Annotated in this window: 15 protein-coding genes; 9 read left to right on the forward strand and 6 right to left on the reverse strand. The window is 72.8% G+C overall.

Annotated features, from left to right (window positions below):
* Positions 1–12 precede the first annotated feature (12 nt).
* Positions 13–1,464: a dihydropyrimidinase gene (gene hydA, locus ACFQZY_RS04715; protein WP_377413269.1), complete on the reverse strand. Its 1,452-nt coding sequence runs from the start codon at positions 1,462–1,464 to the stop codon at positions 13–15.
* A complete protein-coding gene (locus ACFQZY_RS04720) occupies positions 1,461–2,186 on the reverse strand; it encodes an aspartate/glutamate racemase family protein (RefSeq protein WP_377413271.1) in 726 nt (241 codons plus the stop codon). Before ACFQZY_RS04720 ends, hydA begins: the two co-directional genes overlap by 4 nt.
* 246 nt (positions 2,187–2,432) lie before the next feature.
* On the opposite strand from ACFQZY_RS04720, the gene ACFQZY_RS04725 reads away from it, so the two are divergent.
* Genes ACFQZY_RS04725 through ACFQZY_RS04755 form a run of 7 tightly spaced genes read left to right on the forward strand, consistent with a single transcriptional unit; the run spans position 2,433 to position 8,642 of the window.
* The gene (locus tag ACFQZY_RS04725; RefSeq protein ID WP_377413273.1) at positions 2,433–3,206 is read left to right on the forward strand and encodes a GntR family transcriptional regulator; all 774 of its coding nucleotides are present in this window, start codon (positions 2,433–2,435) and stop codon (positions 3,204–3,206) included.
* Complete coding sequence (locus ACFQZY_RS04730; RefSeq protein ID WP_377413275.1) at positions 3,203–4,291, forward strand: ABC transporter ATP-binding protein; 1,089 nt, start codon at positions 3,203–3,205, stop codon at positions 4,289–4,291. Before ACFQZY_RS04725 ends, ACFQZY_RS04730 begins: the two co-directional genes overlap by 4 nt.
* A gap of 38 nt (positions 4,292–4,329) precedes the next feature.
* Positions 4,330–5,370: an ABC transporter substrate-binding protein gene (locus ACFQZY_RS04735; protein WP_377413277.1), complete on the forward strand. Its 1,041-nt coding sequence runs from the start codon at positions 4,330–4,332 to the stop codon at positions 5,368–5,370.
* Between the two features lie 16 nt (positions 5,371–5,386).
* Positions 5,387–6,238, forward strand: coding sequence for an ABC transporter permease (locus tag ACFQZY_RS04740; RefSeq protein WP_377413280.1), 852 nt, complete (start codon positions 5,387–5,389; stop codon positions 6,236–6,238).
* Between the two features lie 10 nt (positions 6,239–6,248).
* Positions 6,249–7,061, forward strand: a complete 813-nt coding sequence (locus ACFQZY_RS04745; RefSeq protein ID WP_377413284.1) for an ABC transporter permease — start codon at positions 6,249–6,251, stop codon at positions 7,059–7,061.
* A gap of 13 nt (positions 7,062–7,074) precedes the next feature.
* Positions 7,075–8,265: an MFS transporter gene (locus ACFQZY_RS04750; protein ID WP_377413286.1), complete on the forward strand. Its 1,191-nt coding sequence runs from the start codon at positions 7,075–7,077 to the stop codon at positions 8,263–8,265.
* 23 nt (positions 8,266–8,288) lie between these two features.
* Positions 8,289–8,642, forward strand: a complete 354-nt coding sequence (locus ACFQZY_RS04755; RefSeq protein WP_377413288.1) for a hydroxyisourate hydrolase — start codon at positions 8,289–8,291, stop codon at positions 8,640–8,642.
* 68 nt (positions 8,643–8,710) lie between these two features.
* On the opposite strand, the gene ACFQZY_RS04760 is transcribed toward ACFQZY_RS04755, so the two are convergent.
* From ACFQZY_RS04760 to ACFQZY_RS04775, 4 genes are read right to left on the reverse strand one after another with little or no spacing between them, the layout of a single operon-like run.
* The gene (locus tag ACFQZY_RS04760; RefSeq protein ID WP_377413290.1) at positions 8,711–9,475 is read right to left on the reverse strand and encodes a DUF2894 domain-containing protein; all 765 of its coding nucleotides are present in this window, start codon (positions 9,473–9,475) and stop codon (positions 8,711–8,713) included.
* Complete coding sequence (locus ACFQZY_RS04765; protein ID WP_377413292.1) at positions 9,472–10,125, reverse strand: OmpA family protein; 654 nt, start codon at positions 10,123–10,125, stop codon at positions 9,472–9,474. Before ACFQZY_RS04765 ends, ACFQZY_RS04760 begins: the two co-directional genes overlap by 4 nt.
* A complete protein-coding gene (locus ACFQZY_RS04770; protein ID WP_377413295.1) occupies positions 10,122–12,632 on the reverse strand; it encodes a DUF802 domain-containing protein in 2,511 nt (836 codons plus the stop codon). Before ACFQZY_RS04770 ends, ACFQZY_RS04765 begins: the two co-directional genes overlap by 4 nt.
* Positions 12,629–13,357: a DUF3348 family protein gene (locus ACFQZY_RS04775; protein ID WP_377413297.1), complete on the reverse strand. Its 729-nt coding sequence runs from the start codon at positions 13,355–13,357 to the stop codon at positions 12,629–12,631. Before ACFQZY_RS04775 ends, ACFQZY_RS04770 begins: the two co-directional genes overlap by 4 nt.
* 381 nt (positions 13,358–13,738) lie before the next feature.
* Here ACFQZY_RS04775 and ACFQZY_RS04780 point away from each other — a divergent pair, with 381 nt between their 5' ends.
* Together ACFQZY_RS04780 and ACFQZY_RS04785 are read left to right on the forward strand one after the other, a co-directional pair.
* Positions 13,739–14,917, forward strand: a complete 1,179-nt coding sequence (locus ACFQZY_RS04780) for an alpha-hydroxy acid oxidase (protein WP_377413299.1) — start codon at positions 13,739–13,741, stop codon at positions 14,915–14,917.
* Between the two features lie 50 nt (positions 14,918–14,967).
* Entirely contained in the window at positions 14,968–15,951 is a 984-nt protein-coding gene (locus ACFQZY_RS04785; protein WP_377413301.1) for a Bug family tripartite tricarboxylate transporter substrate binding protein, read from the forward strand.

Genomic DNA, 15,951 nt, shown 5'->3' on the forward strand with positions numbered 1-15,951 from the left:
GCCTCGCTCCCGTCACGTGGGTTGCCACAGCGGGCCGCGGTGGCCGCGCCCGCGCACCTGCGCGGGGGCCGGGCGGTCGCAGGCCAGGAACTGGCCATGGCCCTCGCGGCCCAGGTACTGGCCGTCCTTCCAGACCACGGCGCCGCGCGACATCGTCAGCGCCGGCCAGGCCTTGACCTCGATGCCCTCGTAGGGCGTGTAGTCGACCGCGTGGTGCAGCTGCTCGTTGCGGATTTCACGCGGGCTGTCCATGTCCCAGATCACCAGGTCGGCGTCCGAGCCGACGGCGATCGTGCCCTTGCGCGGGAACAGGCCGTAGATCTTGGCGGCGTTGGTGGCGGTGAGGGCGACGAAGCTGTGGATGTCGATGCGGCCGTCGATCACGCCGTGCGACATCAGCAGCGGCATGCGCGTCTCCAGCCCGGGGATGCCATTGGGCACCTCGCTGAAGGGGGCGTCCTTGCCGTGGACCTGCTTGCCGTTCGGGCCGGCGAAGGCGAAGGGCGCGTGGTCGGAGGAGAACACCTGGAAGGTGCCGTTCTCCAGGCCGCGCCAGATCACTTCCTGGTTGGCCTTGTCGCGGGGCGGCGGGCTGCAGATGCACTTGGCGCCCTCGAAGCCTTCGAGGTCGAGGTTCTCCGCGGTGAGGAACAGGTACTGCGGGCAGGTCTCGCCGTAGACCTTGAGGCCCAGGCCCTGCGCGGCGCGGATCTGCTCCACCGCCTCGCGGCCGGAGACGTGGACGATCAGCACCGGCACATCGGCCAGTTCGGCCAGGGCGATGGCGCGGTGCGTGGCCTCGCGTTCCACCAGCATCGGGCGGGCATGGGCGTGGTAGCGCGGCGCGGTGAGGCCGGCGTCCAGCATCTGCTCGGTGAGCCAGGCGATGCAGTCGCTGTTCTCGGCGTGGATCATGACCATCGCGCCCTCGCGCCGGGCCACCGCCAGCAGGTTCAGGATCTGGCGGTCGCCGAGCTTCATGTCGTCATAGGTCATGTAGACCTTGAACGAGGTGTAGCCCTCGCCCACGAGCCGCGGCAGTTCCTCCTTCAGCACCGCGGGCGTGGGGTCGCTCACGATCAGGTGGAAGGCGTAGTCGATGGCGGCCTTGCCCTCGGCGCGGGCGTGGTAGTCGTCGACCGCGGCCTGCAGGCTCTGGCCCTTGAACTGGCAGGCGAAGGGGATGAGGGTGGTGGTGCCGCCGCAGGCCGCCGAGCGTGTGCCGGTGAGGAAGTCGTCGGCCATCTTCGAGCCGTCGGACATGGGCTGGTCCAGGTGGCAGTGGGCGTCCACGCCGCCGGGGGTGACGAGGCGGCCCGCGGCGTCCAGCGTCTCGCGGCCCGGGCCCAGGTCCTGGCCGATGGTGACGATGCGCCCGCCGCGGATGCCGATGTCGGCCAGGTAGCGGTCGGTGGCGGTGGCGATCTCCGCGCGGCGGATCACGGTATCGAATTCGGTGTTCACGTGACTTCCTTGAAAAGGCGGCCCCAGGCCTGGATGCGGCGGGTGTCGATGCCCGCGAGCTGCAGCGCCTTCCACACCACGGTGGCCACGCTGTCGTAGACGGGGATGCCGAGTTCGGCCTCGAGCTCGGGTACCAGCGGGCCGCCGCGCAGGTTGGTGCACAGGATGGCGATGGCGTCGGGCCGGGCCTGCGCCACCTCTTGGCACATGGCGCGCAGCTGGCCGGCGGTGACCTCGCTGAAGGAGAAGTTGTCCTCCAAGCCCAGATGGCGCTCGGCCACCACCTCGATGCCGGCGGCGGCGTAGTTGGCGATGATCTTCGCCTGCACGTCGTCCAGGTAGGGCGTGACCAGGGCCAGGCGGCGCGCGCCGGTGCGCGCCAGGATCTCGTTGAGCGCCAGCACCGAGGTGCAGCCCCTGGCGCCGGTCTCGGCCTCGATCGCCTGCACCAGGCGCTCGTCGGCGTCGAACCCGAGCCAGGAGGAGGAGGTGCCGCTCCACCCGATCACCTGGCAGTGCGCGTGCGAGAGCAGGGTGGCCGCCTGCATCACGCCCGGGGAGGCGAACTGGGCGAGGGCGCCCTCGCTCAGGGCGATGCGGGTGACGGCGAAGCGGCCGAAGTGCGCGCTGGCCTCGGGCACTTCCCGCAGCATGTCGCAGGTGACCGGCTCCAGCACCGTGTTGGACGAGGGGGTGAGCATGCCCAGCAAGGTGCGGGTCATGAAACGTCTCCTTGAAATGTGGGCTGTCTTCTCGCAATCTTCGAGCCAGCGCGTCTTCGGGCGCCGTCCCGCCCCCAAGGCACGGAGTTGGTGCGGACGCCCTGGATTGGGGACATTCCTTGGTGCATTTTGGACGCAAGCCACTTTAAATCTTGTATCCAAAATCTGCAAACCCTGTATCCTGCCTGCAGCGGCGCCGGAACACGGGGTCCGGTTGCCTGGCATGCGAGTTGCAAGAGAGGAACCATGGGATCCACCCGAACCGAATCCGCTGAACGACCGGCCGCACGCGCCGAGGGGGGCGATGTCGCCGCCCGCACCCAGCGCATGTATGACCAGATCGTCTCTGGCCTGACCGAGCACCGCATCGCGCCCGGCACCCGCCTGCGCGAGGAAAAGCTGGCCGGCCTGTTCGACGTGAGCCGCACCCAGGTGCGCAAGGTGCTCCTGCGCCTGGAGCACGAGGGCCTGGTCGAGCGCCAGCCCCATCGCGGCGTGACCGTGGTCGCGCCCGACATGGACGAGACCCGCGAGATCTTCGAGGCGCGCCGCCTGATCGAGCCCTGGGTCGTCGCCCGCCTGTGCTCCCACTGCACGAAGAAGGGCGCGCTGGGCCTGCGCCGCATCGTGCGCGAGGAGCAGAAGGCCCACGAGGCCGGCGACCGCCGCACCGCGGTGCGCCTGTCCGGGGAGTTCCACCGGGCGCTGGCGCAGGCTGCGGGCAACCGCGCCATCGCCAAGTCCATGGACGAACTGACCCTGCGCACCTGCCTGGCCATCCTGGCCAACCAGGCGCCCACGCCCGCCACCTGTCGCGACGACGAGCATGACCGGATCATCGAGGCCATCGAGCAGGGCGATGCGAAGCTCGCCGCCCGCCTGATGGTCAGCCACCTGGAGCACATCGAGTCCTCGCTCGAGGCGCCGATGGAATCCGCCGCCGGCGACAGCCTCGATGCGCTGTTCGCCGAACTCTCCACCCCCGCCCCGCGCAAGCGTCCCGCCAGGAAGCAGCCATGAACGCGCCCGACAAGCTCCAGACCGCCGCCTACGACCTCACGCTGGATGGCATCGTCCAGCGCTATCGTGGCGCGCCGGTCGCCGCCGTCGACGGCGTCACCCTGGAAATCAAGGCCGGCGAGCTGGTCGCCCTGCTCGGTCCCTCGGGCTGCGGCAAGACCACGCTGCTGCGGATCATCGCCGGCTTCGTCGAGCAGACCGAGGGCCGCGTCGTGGTTGGCGGCCGCGCCATCGACGACCTGCCGCCCAGCGCGCGCGAGGTCGGCGTGGTGTTCCAGAACTACGCGCTGTTCCCGCACATGACCGCGCTGGACAACGTGGCCTACGGCCTGGCCTGCCGCGGCGAGCCGCGCGCCAAGCAGGTGGCCCGCGCCAGGGAGATGCTGGAGATGGTGCAGATGTCGCACCTGGCCGAGCGCCTGCCGCGCGAGATGTCCGGCGGGCAGCAGCAGCGCGTGGCGCTGGCCCGCGCGCTGGCGGTGAGCCCGCGCATCCTGCTGCTGGACGAGCCCTTCGCCGCCCTGGACAAGAGCCTGCGGCTGGACATGCAGATCGAGGTCAAGCGCATCCAGCGCATGGCCGGCATCACCTGCATCATGGTCACGCACGACCAGGAGGAGGCCCTGTCCATGGCCGACCGTGTGGCCGTGATCAACAAGGGCCGCCTGGAGCAGTGCGCCCCGCCCAACACCGTCTACGACGAGCCGGCCTCCCTGTTCGTGAACCAGTTCGTGGGCACGGCCAACAGCCTGGCCGGCCGCGTGGCCGGCCCCGGCGAGGTGGAGGTGGGCGGCACCCGGCTGCCAGCGCGCCTGGTCACGCCGGGCCTGAAGGCCGGCGACGCCGTCACCGTCTGCATCCGGCCCGAGCACCTGGCCCTGGTGGCCGACGGCGCCGGCCTGCCCGGCGAGCTCGAACTGAGCCTGCCCCAGGGCGCCCACATCATCCAGGACGTGCGACTGGCCGGCGGCGACGCGGTCAAGGTCGTGCAATCGCGCAGCGCCGGCGCGCCGGCCCTCGAGCCGGGCGCGCGGGTGCGCGCGCAGCTGTGCCCCGGCGCCCTGGTCAACGCGTTCGCGGCCTGACGACCGCAGACATTCCCCTCGTCCTCAAGGAGCCTCCCATGACCTCACGTCGTCAACTACTCCAGGCCAGCCTGACGCTGGGCGCCATGCACCTGTTCCCGGGCATGAGCCACGCGCAGGCCAAGCGCCTGGTCTTCGCCACCTTCACCGGCAGCTGGGAGGAGGCGCACAAGGCCGTCCTCGTGCCGGCGTTCCGCGCCGCCACCAAGGCCGACATCACGCTGGACCCGATGCTCTCGGTGGACCAGATCGCCAAGGTCAGCGCCGCGCGCAACAACCCGCCGATCGACGTGATGCTGCATGACCCGGGCCCGGCCCTCACCGCCATCGGCCAGGGCCTGACCGAGGACTTCCCGGTGGCCCAGAGCCGCAACTACAAGGACCTGATCCCCGAGGCGCAGGAGGCCACCGGCCCGGCCATCTTCTTCCAGGTGGTGGGCCTGACCTACAACCCCGAGAAGATCAAGACCGCGCCCACTTCCTGGCGCGACCTGTGGAAGCCCGAGTTCAAGGGCCGCGTGGGCATCACCAACCTGAACTCCACCCTCGGCACCGGCTTCCTGGTGGAGATCGCCCGCATGTTCGGCGGCAACGAGGGCAACGTGGAGCCCGGCTTCAAGGCGCTGAACGACCTCAAGCCGAACCTGGCCGCCGTCGCCGCCAACCCGGGCGCCCTGGCGACGCTGTTCCAGCAGGGCCAGATCGACATCTCCCCTGGCAACTTCAACGCCATCCAGATCCTCAAGGCGCGCGGCGTGCCGGTGGAATTCGTCACGCCCAAGGAAGGCGCCATCGCCTTCAAGACCACCATCCACGTGGTCAAGAACGCGCCGAACCGCGACCTGGCCGTGGCCCTGATCGAGGCCGCCATCTCGCCCGAGGTGCAGGCCAAGCTGATGGACAGCCCCTTCCTCATCGTGCCGACCAACTCCAAGGTCAAGATGGCCGGCGAGATCGCCAAGGTGCTGGCCAAGGACCAGGCCGACATGAAGAAGCGCTTCGTCTTCCAGGACTGGAAGAAGATCAACGAGCACCGCGCCCAGTGGATCGAGCGTTTCAACCGCGAAGTCAAGGTCTGACGAAAAGGTGAGCCCCATGCTGCGTCGACTGCCCGTCACCGCCTACTCCCTCTGGCTCGCCTCGCCGCTGGCCGTGGGCATGATGCTGTTCTTCCTGGCGCCCCTGGGCATGCTCGGGGTGGTCAGCTTCTACGGCGACGCGGCGATGACGCAGTGGGGCTCGCTCGCCCAGTGGTCCAAGATGTTCGACGCGTTCGGCCTGCTGGTGCTGGCCGACACGCTGTGGCTCGGGATCCAGGTCACGCTCCTGAGCCTGGTGCTGGGGTACGCGCTGGCCTGGGTGTTCGTGCGCATGCCGGCGCGGCTGCAGCCGGTGGTGATCTTCATCATCATGCTGCCGCTGCTCACGAGCGTGGTGGTGCGCACCTTCGCCTGGATCGTGATCCTGGGCCGCCAGGGCATCGTCAACGGCGTGCTGATGAACCTCGGCTGGATCGAGGAGCCGCTGAAGATGCTCTACACCCGCGGCGGCCTGGTGGTCGCCCTGGCCAACGTGCAGCTGCCCCTGATGGTGCTGCCCCTGATCAACGCGCTGCAGAAGGTGGACGTCAACCTCGCCGACGCCTCCGCCTCGCTGGGCGCCAGCGAGTGGCAGACCTTCCGCAAGGTGACCCTGCCGCTGTCCCTGCCCGGCATCGTGGCCGGCTCGCTGCTCACGTTCGCGGCGGCGATCACCGCCTTCATCTCGCAGTCGCTGATCGGCGGCGGCCAGATGCTGTTCATGCCGATGTACCTGTACCAGCAGGCCTCGGCGCTCTCGAATTACCCGTTCGCCGCCGCCATCGCGCTGACCTTCCTGGCCACCGTGATCGTCTGCGTCAGCGCCTTCAACATGCTGGGCCGCGCCTCCCGCGTGCCGACGAACTGAGGAGGGGACCATGGCCCGCCGAATGACCCTGTCCACCGTCATCTTCCGCGGCTCGCTGGGCCTGCTGGCGCTGGTGACGCTGCTGCTGCTGGTGGCGCCCACCCTGGTGGTGGTCACCGTCTCCTTCACCGACAGCTACTCGCTCAAGTTCCCGCCCCCGGGCTACTCGCTGCGCTGGTATGCCGAGCTGCTGGAGTCCGAGCAGCTGCACTTCGCCGCCTGGAACAGCCTGAAGGTGGGCGTGGCCACCACCGTGCTCTCGGTGGTGCTGGGCGTGGCGGCCTCGCTGTCCATCGCCCGCTCGCCCACGCGCAGGGCGCGGGTGCTCGACTCGCTGTTCATGTCGCCGCTGGTGCTGCCGGCGCTGGCCTTCGGCATCGCCGCCCTCATGGCCTTCAGCGCCGCGGGCCTGCCGGTGTCCACCGCCACCCTGGTGATCGGCCACACCGCCGTCTGCGTGCCCTACGTGATCCGCACCACCACCGCCGCCCTGGCGCAGATGGATCCCTCGCTGCTGGAAAGCTCGGCCAGCCTGGGCGCCTCGCGCTGGTACGGCTTTCGCCGCGTCACGCTGCCCCTGATCCGGCCGGGCGTGCTGGCGGGCGCCTTCATCGCCTTCATGTCCTCGTTCGACAACGTGCCGGTGTCCCTGTTCCTGCGCGACGCCCGCACCGACATGCTCCCGATCCGCATGTGGCAGGACCTGGAGGGCAAGCTCGACGTGACCATCGCCGCGCTCTCGGGCGTGACCATCCTGGTCACCCTGGTGATGATGATCGTGATGGAGCGGGCCACCGGCCTCTCGCGCCGCCTGCGGGGCTGAGCGGGGTCCGCCCGTGAGCCACGCCGGCCGCTCCAGCCTGCCCGTGGCCGCCTGGCTCGGCGCGGTGCTGGCCGCCTGCTCGCTGTCCCTCATGGGCGTGGCGGCGCTGGCGCCGCGCATCGCCGCCGACACCGGCCTGTCTCGCGAGGCGGTGGGCCTGTTCTCCGGCCTGGTCTGGAGCTCGGCCCTGCTCGCCTCGCTGGCCACCGGCGCGCTGGTGCAGCGGGTCGGCCCCTGGGCGGTGGCCCGGTTCGCGCTGGCCGGCTGCGCGCTGGGCCTGGTCGCGATCGCGGCGGGCGAGCCGGCGCTGTTCTGGGGGGCGGCGGTGTGCATCGGCATCGGCCATGGCTTCGAGGCGCCGCCGGCCTCGCAGCTCCTGGGGCACCATGTGCCGACCGAGCGCCGCCCCTTCTACTTCTCCCTCAAGCAGACCGGCGTGCAGGTCGGCGCGGTGACGGCCTCGCTGCTGCTGCCGGCGCTGGCGCTGTGGGGCGGCTGGCGGGCGGCGGTGCTGGGCGTGGCCGGCCTGCTGGCGCTGCTGGCCCTCGCCCTGGCCGGGCCCTCGCGCCGGCATGCGATGCCGGTGGCCGCGCCGCCTGCGGGCGCGGGCGCGGCGCATCCGCTGCTGTCGTGGGTCTCGGTGCTGCGCGGGCGTGCCGACCTGCAGCGCCTGGCCCTGGCCGCCGCCGCCTTCGGCGCCACGCAGGTGTGCATGAACACCTTCCTCGTGACCTGGATGGTGGCGGTGCGCGACGTGCCCCTCACCACCGCCGGCGCGCTCGCCGCCACCGCGCAGGGCGCGGGCCTGGTGGGCCGGCCGCTCTGGGGCTGGGTGGCGAGCCGCTCGGGCGGCGCGATCCGGGTGCTGCGGGGCCTGGGCGCGCTCATGGCCGTGTGCGCGCTGGCGCTGGGGCTCACCGGGGCCAGCCTGCCGGGGCCGGCCCTGGCGCTGCTCGCGGCGGCCTTCGGCCTGAGCGCCAGCGGCTGGAACGGCGTCTTCCTGTCCGAGGTCGCCACGCGCAGCGGCGGCGAGGGCATCGCCGCGGCGACGGCGGCGGCCATGGTGCCGATGTACCTGGGGCTGGTGGCTGGCCCGGTGGCCTTCGCGGCGATCAGCCGCGGGCTGGACCTGTCGGCCGGGTTCGTGGTGCTGTCGGCGGCGGCGGCCGTGGGCGCGCTGCTGGTGCCGGCGGCGCGCCGGTGAATTCAACTTCGAGGAGCGAAGCGATGGCGGGTGGCATTTCCCTTCACGCGGTCGATGTGGCCGCAGGCGTTCCGGCGGCCGGCATGCGGGTGCGCCTGCTGCGGCTGGAGGCGGGGTCCTCCCGCTGCATCGCCGAGGGCGCATTGGGCGCGGGCGGGGCGCTGGACCATCCCGTCACCACCGGGGCCGGCGTCGAGGCCGGCACCTACGAGGCGCACTTCCACCTCGGCGACTGGTGGCGCGAGCGCGAGGCCACCCAGGAGCGCTTCTTCCAGGAGGTGGCGGTGTTCCGCTTCGAGGTGCTGGACGTGGCGCAGCACTACCACCTGCCGGTGAAGTTCACGCGCTGGGGGCTGGCGCTGTTCCGCGGGGCGTGAGGGGATGGGGTCAGGTCTTGCATCAACGCGACCATACCGACATTACAGGCGCCTCTCGGCGCCGCAGGTCAACTGCCGCGTTGATGCAAGACCTGACCCCTTGCCCTTGCCCGCTTCGCCTTCGCCGCCTTCGCGGGGTACTGCTGTCGGGCCCGCTCCAGCCACTGCAGCGACTCCACCTGCGCGAGGAAACGGCGCAGGTAATCGGGCGAGAGGGCCCGCATCACGGCGAGCGACTGCAGCACCAGCGCGTGCGAGTTCAGCGGGCCGGCATTGGCCGGCTTGCGGGCCACGGCCTGTTCCACGCGCTCGAGGCTGCGCTGGCTGGTCCAGGTGCGCCGGAAACGACGCACGCTGGCCAGCTCGTCGCGGCGCGCCGGCTCGCCCGTCGCCTGCGCCTCGCGCAGGGAGGGCGAGGCCTCGCGCAGCCAGGCATTGAGCTGCGCCAGCGGCTCGCAGCCCGCGGGCTGCGCCGCACGGGCCGCGAGGCGGCGCACGCCGTGCACGTCCCCGGTGGCCTGCAGGCGGCGCAGCTCGCGGGCCAGCGCCGGCTGCTTCGCCGCCACGCGCGCGGCCTCCTCGCCGGATTGCCGGCGGGCCTGCGCGAAGCGCTGCGCGTAGTCGTCCACCCCCGCCAGCAGGCGCGCCAGCAGCGCGGCCTGCACCGCCTCGGGTTGCGCCGGCAGGCGGCGGGCCAGCGCCTCCAGGTAGCCGAAGCGTGACGGGTCGAGCCGCCAGGCGCCGTCGCGGCGCAGGTCGGCCAGGCGCGCCTGGGCGGCGGCGGCGTCCTGCAGTGCGGCAGCTTCGGTGCCGGCGGCGTCGGGAGCGGTCATGGCCTGGCGGCCGCCCCGGCGGCGCGCGGCACGGGCGCGATCTCCACGCGCCGGTTCTTCGCGCGGCCGCCCTCGCTGTCGTTCGGGGCCACCGGCTGCTCCGCGCCGAAGGCGGCGGCAAAGACCTGCGAGGCCGGCAGGCCCTCGGCGATCAGCGCGCGGGTCACGGTGAGGGCCCGCTGCGCGGACAGCTCGAGGTTGTCGTCGAAGCGGCGGTTGCCGCCCTGGATCGGCTTGTCGTCGGTGAAGCCGCTGACCATCAGCACCTCGCCGCGCTCGCCCAGGTACACCTGCAGCGGCTGCACCAGGCTTTTCAGCAGCTGCCGGCCCTCGGGCCGCAGCTGGTCGGAGTTGAGGGCGAACAGCACGCTGCCGCTGATGCCGATGCGGCCGTTGGCCAGCGTCACCCGGCCCGAGGCCAGCGGGATCGCCAGCGCCTTCTCCAGCGCCATGCGGCGCTGCTCCTCGACGCGGCGCTTCTCCACTTCGGACTTGAGGCTGGCCACCAGGTCCATCTGCACCACCAGCACGCCGGCCAGCACCAGGACGAAGGCGCCGAGCAGGCCCGCCATCAGGTCGCCGAAGACGGCCCAGACCGGGGCGACCTGTCCCCCGTCGTCGTCGCCGTCCGCGAACTCCGGGCCTGTCATGCCCGCGCCCCTTCCGCCAGCGCCGGCTGCAGCTGCCGCAGGTTCTCCACCAGGCCCTGCTGCGAGGCGATGCTCAGGTCGATGACCTCGCGCGCCTGCGCCACGTAGTAGGCGAGCTGCTCGTCGCTGCGCGCGCTGGACTGGGTGATGGAGGCCTCCAGCCGCTCGAGGCTGTCGACCAGGCGGTCGTTGGTGGCCTGGAAGGCCTGCACGCCCTGGCCGAAGGCCTCGGCCAGGCTGGCGAGTTCGACCGCGCTGGCGCCCACCTGGGTGGACACGCCGGCGGTGTGCTCGGCCTGCGCCTGCAGCGCCTGCGCGAAGCGCTCGCCCGCCTCACCCAGCACCGAGGCGGCCGAAGCCACCAGGGTCTCGATGGCGGCGCGCTGCTCGCCGGTCGCGGCCTGCACCGACTGCAGCAGCTGCGCCAGCTGCGAGAGCAGGGCGGTGCGCTCGTCCAGCGCCGCGTTGTCCCGCTCGGACATCCTCGCCATTTCCTCGCGCAGCTGGGTGATCACGCCGGCCGCGGCCTGCGGCACCTCGGCGGCGGAGGCCAGCAGGCGCGACAGCGGCGCCTCGAGCGCCGCGCCCAGTGTGGCCAGGTGCTGGCCGACGGCCGACTCGAGCTGGCCCAGGCGCTCGACGGCGGCCTGGCCGCGCGCGGCTTCCTCGCCGCGCAGGGCGGACAGCTCGCTGCGCCAGAGGCCGGCGAGTTCGTCCATGCGCCGGCCCTGGTCCTCGGTCCAGCGGGCTTCGGATTCGACCCGCGAGCGGACCAGTTCCTCGCTGCGCGCCACGAGCTGCGCGGCGTCTTCCAGCGTGCGGCCGGCCTGCGCGCCGACGCGGGCGGTGATGTCGTCGGCAGCCTGTTGCAGCGACTGGCCGATGGCCTGCTGCTGCGCGAGGGCCAGTTCGCCGGCCTGCTGCCACCGGGCCTGCAGGTCGGCGGCCAGGGCCTGCAGCGCGCCGGTCCAGGCCTGCAGGCGCTGTTCGTCGGCGCCGGCCTGGGCGCTGGCGCGGGCCGCGGCCTGGTCGGCCACCTGCTGCAGCGACTGGCCGATGGCCTGCTGCTGCGCGAGGGCCTGCTCGCCGGCCTGACGCCACTGCGCGTGGACGTCGGCGGCCAGGGCCTGCAGCGCGCCGGTCCAGGCCTGCAGGCGCTGTTCGTCGGCGCCGGCCTGCGCGCTGGCGCGGGCCGCCATCTGGTCGGCCAGCTGCTGCAGCGACTGGCCGATGGCCTGCTGCTGCGCGCGGGCGAGTTCGCCGGCGCGTTGCCACTGCGCCTGCAAGTCGGCGGCCAGGGCCTGCAGCGCGCCCGTCCAGGCCTGCAGGCGCTGCTGCTCGCTGTCGGCATGCAGCGCCTGCGAGCGGGCCATGCTGTCGTTCACCGCGGCGACCAGCGCCGTGCCGCGCTGCTCGAAGCCTGCGCTGAAGCCGGCCAGGGCCTGTTGCAGGTCGGCGGCCAGCGCCTGGCTGGTGCGGGCATGCGCCTGCAGCGCGGACTGCCAGCCGGTGGCCACCTCGCGCGCCGAGCCCTCCAGCCGCTGTGCCAGGGCATCGGCCTGCGCCTTCGCGGCGTCGCCCAGGCGGGCATGCAGGCCCTGCGTGTCCTGCGCGATGCGGGCCATCGCGGCCTCCACCACCGGGGTGATGCTCTCGCCCGCGGCGCGCGCGCCGGCGGCCAGGCTGTCCCGCAGCGACGCGCCCACCGACTGCGCCAGCTCGCCGTAGGCGCGGGAGGCGCCCTCCTGGAAGCGGGCCTGCCGATCGAGCAGCTGTTCGTCGAGCTGCTGGCTGCGCTGCTCGATGCGGTCCATCAGCGCCTCGAGCCGGCGGGCCACCTCGGGCAGGGCGCCGGCCTGGGCCTGCAGCGCGCGCAGGGCCTCCTCGCGCTGCGAGGTGGCGGAGAAGGCGCGCAGCGCGCCGGCGGTGCGGCCGTCGAGGGCGCGGCCCGCCTCCATGCGCTCGCGCCGGCAGATCGCCGACATCAGGCCCAGCATGGCCGAGGCGGCCACGCCGGCCACCGAGGTGCCGAATGACAGGCCCAGGCCCCGGATCGGCTCGGCCAGCGCCGAACGCATGGCCTGCAGGTCGCCCGAGCCTTCGAGCGCGAAGACGGTGCCCTTGAAGGTGACCACCATGCCCAGGAAGGTGCCCAGCATCCCCAGCATGACCAGCAGGCCGACCAGGTAGGGGGTGAGGGCCGGCGCGGGCAGCGCGACGCGCTCGCCCTCGACGCGCAGGCGCACCGCGTGGCGCAGCGAGGCCGGCACGCGATCGAGCCAGTCCGACAGCCGCTCCAGCGGTTGGGGGATGTCGTCGAGCGCGCCGGCCAGGGCGGCGGTGGCGGCGCGGTACTGCCGCAGCTCCCAGGCGCCCGCCAGGTAGGCGCCGCCGATCACGAGGGTGATGGCCAGGGCCAGCCCGTTGTTGCCGGCGAAGCCCAGGCCCACCCAGGCCACGGCCGCCAGGCCGGCCGCGAAGGCGGCGATGAAGGATCGCTTGTTCATGCTTGTTGCTTCGATGCGTTGTCCAGGGCCTCGACCAGGCCCTTCACGGGTTCCAGGCGCAGGTCCACCTCGGCGAGCAGGGCTTCGCGCCACTGCGGCTCGAAGGCGGCCAGCCAGCCGCCGGGCGCGCGCCAGCGGGCCGGGTCGTCCGGCGCGCCCGCGGCGTCGAGGGCCTGGCGGTGCGCCTGGCGGAGTTGTTCGAACCGCCGCTGCAGCAGGCCGGCCGTGGTGGGCATCAGCGCCTGCTCGCGCGCGGCGAGGGTCTGCTCCAGGGCGGCGTCCAGCGCGGCGAGCTGGCGCAGCGCGGTGGAGGCCCGGGAGATGGCCTGGCGGACGTGGTCACGCAGGCCGGAAATCAGTTGCTCCATCTGGCGCTGCAAGGCCAGGTGGCGGTGGTGGTAGGGCTGGAAGCTGCCGTCCTCGGCCTCGGCCAGGTCCAGCGGGCTGGGCGACTGCGCGATGGCATGGGCCAGCGCGCCGCGCACGCGCTGCACGTCCGCCGCCAGGTCGGCGGCGGTGGGCGCGCGCCCGCTGCGGGGGCGCGCCGGCGCGGGCGCGTCGATCGCGCGGATCGCCTGGTGCGCGGCTTGCAGGCCGATGGCGTCGAAGGCGTTGAGCCACAGGCTCAGGCGCTCGGCGAAGTCCATCGCCGACGCGTCCGCCTCCACGGGCGTCCAGTCGCCGAGCAGGCGAACGAGCGTCGAACTGCCGAAATCGCTGCGCAAGAAAACTTCCTTCGCACCGCGCGGGTGCTGGCCAGGGTGGAGGGGCGGGACGGGGAGCGGTTCGCACCCGCGGGGGGCCGCGGAACGGGCCGCGGACGGTGCGCCGGGCGGGCCGCAGGCCGAAAGGCGGCGCCGCGGCCTGCGGCACGACCCGCTATTTTAAGAAGGCCCGGCCGCCCGCCCCGAAGTTACCCACGGCGCCTGTGGGCGAGGCTGTGGATAGAAGTGGGGGCAACTCGCGCAAGCCGCGCCCCGCCTGGGTTTGCGGGCGATGCCTAAAAAACGGGCAGGCTCCGGGCGGCCCGACGTTCACGATCGGGAAACATCGGATTTCGCCGGCGAACCCTGGCGCCCGGAGGGCGACTTCCATAATCGCCGGCCATGCCCAGCCGCCCTTGCCTGCCTGTTCCCCGCACCGTCGACGGCTGCTTCAGCGTCGAGGACCTGCGCAGGCTGGCCCGCCGGCGCCTGCCGCGCGCCATCTTCGATTTCTATGACGGCGCCGCCGAGGACGAGCGCACCCTCGCCGCCAACCGCGAGGCCTACGCGCACCACCGCTTCGCCCCGCACGTGCTGGTGGACGTGAGCGCCCCGCGCCTGGGCACCACCCTGTTCGGCCGGCCGATGGGCCTGCCCCTGGCCATCGCCCCCACCGGCGCGGCCGCCTTCGGCTGGCGCGACGCCGACCTGCACCTGGCGCGCGCCGCTGCGAAGCATGGCGTGCCCTTCACCCTCTCGAGCAGCGGCACCGCCTCGATCGAGGCGGTGGCCCGCGAGGCGCCGGGGCGCCTGTGGTTCCAGGCCTATGTGCTGAAGAACCAGGACTTCTTCTGGAACATGATCGCGCGCGCCCAGGCCGCCGACTACGAGGCGCTGGTGATCACCGTGGACCTCGCGGTGGGCGGCAAGCGCGAGCGCGATTTCCACAACCGCTTCTCGGTGCCGTTCCGCCTGACGGCCCGCAGTGCGCTCGACTTCGCGCTGCACCCGCGCTGGACGCTGGACCTGCTGCGCCGCGGCATCCCCGCCTTCGAGAACCTGCGCGGGCTGGAGCTGGCCGCCAAGAGCGCCACCGCCATCGCCTCCTCGGTGGGCCGCAATTACGACCCGGCCTTCGACTGGGACCGGCTGGCCCGGGTGCGTGAGCGCTGGTCGCGCCGCCTCATCGTCAAGGGCGTCTGCCGCGGCGACGACGCGCGCCGGCTGGTGGCGCTGGGCGCGGACGCGATCGTGGTCTCCAACCACGGCGGCCGCCAGCTCGATGGCGCGGTGGCCACGCTCGACGCGCTGCCCGAGGTGCTGGAGGCGGTGGGCGGGCGCGTGCCGGTGCTGCTCGATGGCGGCATCCGCCGCGGCGGCGACATCGCCAAGGCCCTGGCCCTGGGCGCGGCCGGCGTGCTCACGGGCCGCGCCACGCTGTATGGCGCGGTGGCCGGCGGCGGGCCCGGCGCGCTGCGCGCGCTCGACATCCTGCGCGACGAATTCCAGCGCACCCTGCAACTGTGCGGGGTGCCCGGTGCCGAGGGGTTGCGGACCGACCTGCTGCGACCGGTCAGGTAGCGGCAGACGACAGATCGACAACAGACAGACAACATTCCAGGAGACAAGACATGAACCGCATCCATCGCGCCGTGAAGGCGCTCGTCGTCGCGGGCGCCGCACTCGCCGGCCCCCTGGCCATGGCGCAGGACGCCTTCCCGAGCAGGCCGGTCAAGCTGGTCGTGGGCTACGCCGCCGGCGGCCCCACCGACGTGATCGCCCGCGTCGTCGGCCAGGACATGAGCGCCACGCTGGGCCAGCCGGTGGTGGTGGAGAACCGCGCCGGCGCCAACGGCAACATCGCCACCGAGGGCGTGGCGCGCGCGCCGGCCGACGGCTACACCGTGATCGTGAACACGCTCTCGCACAACGTGAACGCGCTCCTCAGCCCGGACAAGGTCAAGTACGACCCGGTGAAGAACTTCGCCCCGGTGAGCCTGGCCGTGGTGCTGCCGCAGCTTTTGGTGGTGGGCTACAACTCGCCTTACCAGACGCTGGGCGACCTGGTGAAGGCCGCGAAGGCCGCCCCGGACTCGGTGAGCTACGGCTCCGCGGGGACCGGCGGGTCCGCCCACCTGGCCGCCGAGCTGCTGGCGCAGCGCGCCAGCGCGAAGATGACCCACGTGCCGTACCGCGGCAACGCGCCCGCGATGACCGAGGTGATGGCGGGCCGCGTGAGCTTCATGTTCTATCCCATGATCGGCGTCAACGCCTTCGTGGCCGACAAGAAGGTCCGCATCCTGGCCGTGACCACCGCGGCGCGCCACCCGGACTACCCCACGGTGCCCACCATGGCCGAAGCCGGCTACCCCGGCTTCGAGGCCTATGTCGGCCCGGTGGGCTTCATGGCCCCCGCCGGCACGCCGCCCGCCGCGGTGCAGAAGCTGGCCGGCGCGATCCGCACCGCCCTGGCCAAGCCGGCGATCCGCGACCAGCTGGTGAACCTGGGCGGCGTGGTCGTGGGCTCCACCCCCGACGAGTACCGCGACTGGCTGCGCGGCGACGCCGAGCGCTGGGCCCAGTTGATCAAGGCCGCCGGCATCAAGGGCGAGTGA

This window comes from Ramlibacter sp. GCM10027632, assembly GCF_042675325.1.
Taxonomy (GTDB): Bacteria; Pseudomonadota; Gammaproteobacteria; order Burkholderiales; family Burkholderiaceae_C; genus Ramlibacter.